The 3,508-nt window shown below is 63.1% G+C and carries 3 protein-coding genes; 1 reads left to right on the top strand and 2 read right to left on the bottom strand.

Going from position 1 to position 3,508, the window contains the following annotated elements:
* Window positions 1–212 precede the first annotated feature (212 nt).
* Entirely contained in the window at window positions 213–1,694 is a 1,482-nt protein-coding gene (locus AAAB16_RS10125) for an aldehyde dehydrogenase family protein (protein ID WP_340663212.1), read from the top strand.
* A gap of 32 nt (window positions 1,695–1,726) precedes the next feature.
* Here the strand turns inward: AAAB16_RS10125 and AAAB16_RS10120 are convergent, their stop codons facing one another.
* Together AAAB16_RS10120 and AAAB16_RS10115 are read right to left on the bottom strand one after the other, a co-directional pair.
* Complete coding sequence (locus tag AAAB16_RS10120) at window positions 1,727–2,458, bottom strand: cobalt-precorrin-6A reductase (protein ID WP_340663211.1); 732 nt, start codon at window positions 2,456–2,458, stop codon at window positions 1,727–1,729.
* Window positions 2,455–3,508: cobalt-precorrin-5B (C(1))-methyltransferase (locus AAAB16_RS10115; RefSeq protein ID WP_340663210.1), on the bottom strand; the 1,054-nt coding region annotated here is incomplete at its 5' end. The genes AAAB16_RS10115 and AAAB16_RS10120, both read right to left, overlap by 4 nt.

The following is a 3,508-nucleotide window of genomic DNA, read 5'->3' as shown; positions in this document are numbered from 1 at the left end:
TGCGCCTGGCCCAGCGCGATGGCAAAGGGCATTACCTGGCCCATTTGCCACGGGTAGTCGGCCTGCTCGACCGCGCCTTGCACACGCCCGCGCTGCTGCCGCTGCGGCAATTTCTCGACCTCAATCTGCCCGGCTGGGCGCAACCCTTGCCCGCTAACTGACCCTTTTTCCGGGCTGTGGATAAACCGCCGCAGCCCAGGCCTGGAGCCGCTATGAAGCACTTTATTAACCCCGACTTCGTCAGCCCGTTAAGCCAACGGGTACGCGCCATCATCAACCCGGCCACGCTGGAAGAAGTGGGCAGCATCGTGCTCGGCGATGAAGCGGATGTGCAGCGCACCGTCGAGGCCGCCAATGCTGCGCAAAAAGACTGGCGCCGCGTTGATGCCAAAAGCCGCGCGGCGATTCTGCATCAGTTAGCCAACGCCCTCGACGGCCACAACCCAGTCAACCGCGAAGCGGGGCGCCTGATGACCCTGGAGATGGGCAAACCCTTCCCCGAAGCCATGGGCGAGCTGGCCAACTGCGCGCCAATTTTCCGCTACTACGCCGAGATGGCCCGCGACGACGCTGGCAAGGTAGCCGGCACCACGCAGCTCGGCTCGTTCCAACATGTGCGTTACGACGCCATGGGCGTGAGCGTGCATATCATGCCGTTCAACTTCCCCATTCTGCTGATGTGCTGGACCGTCGCCGCATCGCTCGCCGCCGGCAACGCCTGCATTATCAAACCGGCAGAAACCACCACCCTGTGCACGCTGAAATTTATGGAGCACTTCCGTGTGCTGCCGGCCGGTTTGGTCAGCTGCGTAGCGGGCGACGCCAAGACCGCGCAGCTATTAATCCAATCCGAAGGCACCCACGCGGTGGCCTTTACCGGCAGCGTAGCGGCGGGTAAAGCCGTCGCCATGGCCTGCGCCGAGCGGATGAAACCTTGCGTGATTGAAGCAGGTGGTAGCGATGCCCTGATCGTCTCCAAACATGCGCCGCTGGAGGTTGCCGTGGCCGGTTCGGTAACGGCGGCCTTCCACCTCACCGGGCAGATCTGCACCTCGGCTGAGCGCTTTTTTGTCGTCGATGAAATCCATGATGAGTTCGTCTCGCGCTTTGCCGAAATGACCCAAAAACTGCGCATTGGCCATGGCCTGGAACACAGCGAAATCGGCCCGCTGGTCAGCGAAGCCGCGCGGGATAAAGTCATTCGCCTGGTTAACGACGCCGTGGCCAAGGGCGCCACCGTGGTCTGCGGCGGACGAATTCCGCCGAGCCAACCGCTGGGTTGGTACTACGAGCCGACCATTCTCACCGGCGTAACCCAGGCCATGGATATCCTCCACGAAGAATGCTTTGGCCCGGTGGCGGCGATCTGCAAAGTGGCTGACTTTGATGAAGCCGTGCGCTTAGCGAACGACAGCCACTTTGGCCTAGGCGCCTCGTTGTTCTCCACCAATCTCGCCGAAGCCATGGAAGCCGCCGACCGTTTGGAAGCCGGCATGGTTTGGGTGAATAACCCGCTGATCGACAACGATGCCCTGCCCTTTGGCGGCTGGAAAATGTCCGGCATGGGTCGTGAACTCGGACGCCAAGGCCTGGACGCCTTCCGCCGCTCGAAGATGGTCATCATCGACCACCAACCGCAGATTCACGAATGGTGGTACCCGTACAAAGACGAGGTGTTTTACCGCGAGAGCTGAAGCGTTCAGGATCTTGTTGGGCTTCGCTGCGCTCAACCCAACCTACGGGCCGTAAGTGCGGCAAGCAGGCTTTGGCCGTCGCTGAATTCGCGGTCTACGGCGGGCAACTCAGGCCGTCGCAGCACCAGCACCGGAACGCCCCGCTCGCGGGCAACCTGCAACTTGGGGTCAGTGGCGGCGCTGCCGCTGTTCTTACTGATCAGCACATCGCACTGCAGGCGGGCGAATAGCTCACGCTCGCTTTCCAGGCTGAACGGGCCGCGCGCACCGATGATTTCTGCGCGGGGCGTAGCCGGCTGTTGTTGCAGGCAACGCACGGTCCAGTGTTGGTGCTCGGGGATTTCGTGGAGGTGTTCCAGCGGTTCGCGGCCCAGGGTAAATAGCGGCCGCTGAAAGGGCGCCAGCGTGTGGATAAGTTCACGCCAGTCCGCCACTTCTCGCCAATCGTCAGCGGCCTGCGCCTGCCAGCCGGGGCGGCGCAACGCCCAGCAGGCAATGCCGGCTAACTGCGCAGCGCGCGCGGCATTGGCGCTGATTTGCGCGGCGTAAGGATGGGTGGCATCGACCAACACTTGGATGCCGGCTTCGCTGATAAACCGCGCCAACCCTTCGGCGCCGCCAAAACCGCCTACACGCACCTGACAGGGCAAATCCTGCGGCACGCGGCCAAGGCCCGCGAGGCTATAAATATCCTCGGCGGCCAAGTGGCGGGCCATGGCCAACGCCTCACTTACACCGCCCAGCAGCAACACCTTAGGCCTCACTGAAACACTCCAGCATGGCCAACGATGCCGCCTTGGCGGTCGATGGCAAACACTTCCACCTGCACCTGCGCCGGCACCACGCTCTGGGCGAACGCCAGGGCATGGGCGCACACCGCATCGCCCAGGGCGATGCCTTCGGCGCTGGCCAATGCCAAGGCTTGCTGGCTAGTGTTGGAAGCGACAATCGCCCGTTGCAGTTCATCGCTGGCGCCAAGCGCAGCCGCCCAAGTGGCCAACTGCGGCAGGTCGATACTGGAATGGCGGCTGTGCAAATCCATATGCCTGGCCGCCAGTTTGCTGATCTTGCCGAAGCCACCACAAATGCTCAGTTTTGCCACCGGCGCCACACGCATGTGCTTAAGCACGGCACCAACAAAATCGCCCATTTCCACCAGCGCCGTGTCGTCCAGTTGGTAGTAGCGGCGCATGCAGTCTTCGCTGGCATTGCCGGTACAGGCGGCCAGGTGCGAGAAGCCATTGGCGCGGGCGACGTCGATGCCCTGGTGAATAGAGGCGATATACGCCGCGCAGGAAAACGGCCGGACGATACCGCTGGTGCCGAGAATCGACAGGCCACCGAGAATGCCCAGGCGTGGGTTCATGGTTTTCAGCGCCAGCGCTTCGCCGTTTTCCACGCCGGCGGTAACTTCAAAACCACCGGCATAGCCGTGCTCGGCAGCCAGGGTTTGCAGGTGGCCAGTGATCATTTGCCGCGGCACCGGGTTAATCGCCGGCTCGCCCACCGCCAAGGTCAGCCCCGGTTTAGTCACCGTGCCAACCCCTGGCCCAGCGAAAAACGCCACACCCGGTTCCGCGCGCAAGCGCACGCGGGCAAATACCAAGGCGCCGTGGGTGACATCCGGGTCATCGCCGGCATCTTTCAACGTGCCGGCCTCGGCGCCGTCGGCAAAAGGCCGGCAAAACTCCAGACGCATCAGCACTTCGCGGCCCTTAGGCAGCACGATTTCCACCGCATCGCTGACCAGCCCCGCCAACAACAGCCGCGCCGCCGCCAGGCTGGTTGCGGTGACGCAACTGCCGGTGGTGTAG

Origin of the sequence: Pseudomonas sp. (genome assembly GCF_037994325.1) — a bacterium.
In the GTDB taxonomy this organism is placed as follows: domain Bacteria; phylum Pseudomonadota; class Gammaproteobacteria; order Pseudomonadales; family Pseudomonadaceae; genus Aquipseudomonas.
Note: the sequence above shows the minus strand (reverse complement) of the source record. Positions and strands in the feature narration are given on the sequence as shown.

What these genes read in the sequence shown, in the direction of transcription:
- AAAB16_RS10125 (WP_340663212.1), top strand. Translation starts at nt 213, where the DNA reads ATGAAGCACTTTATTAACCCCGACTTCGTCAGCCCGTTAAGCCAACGG.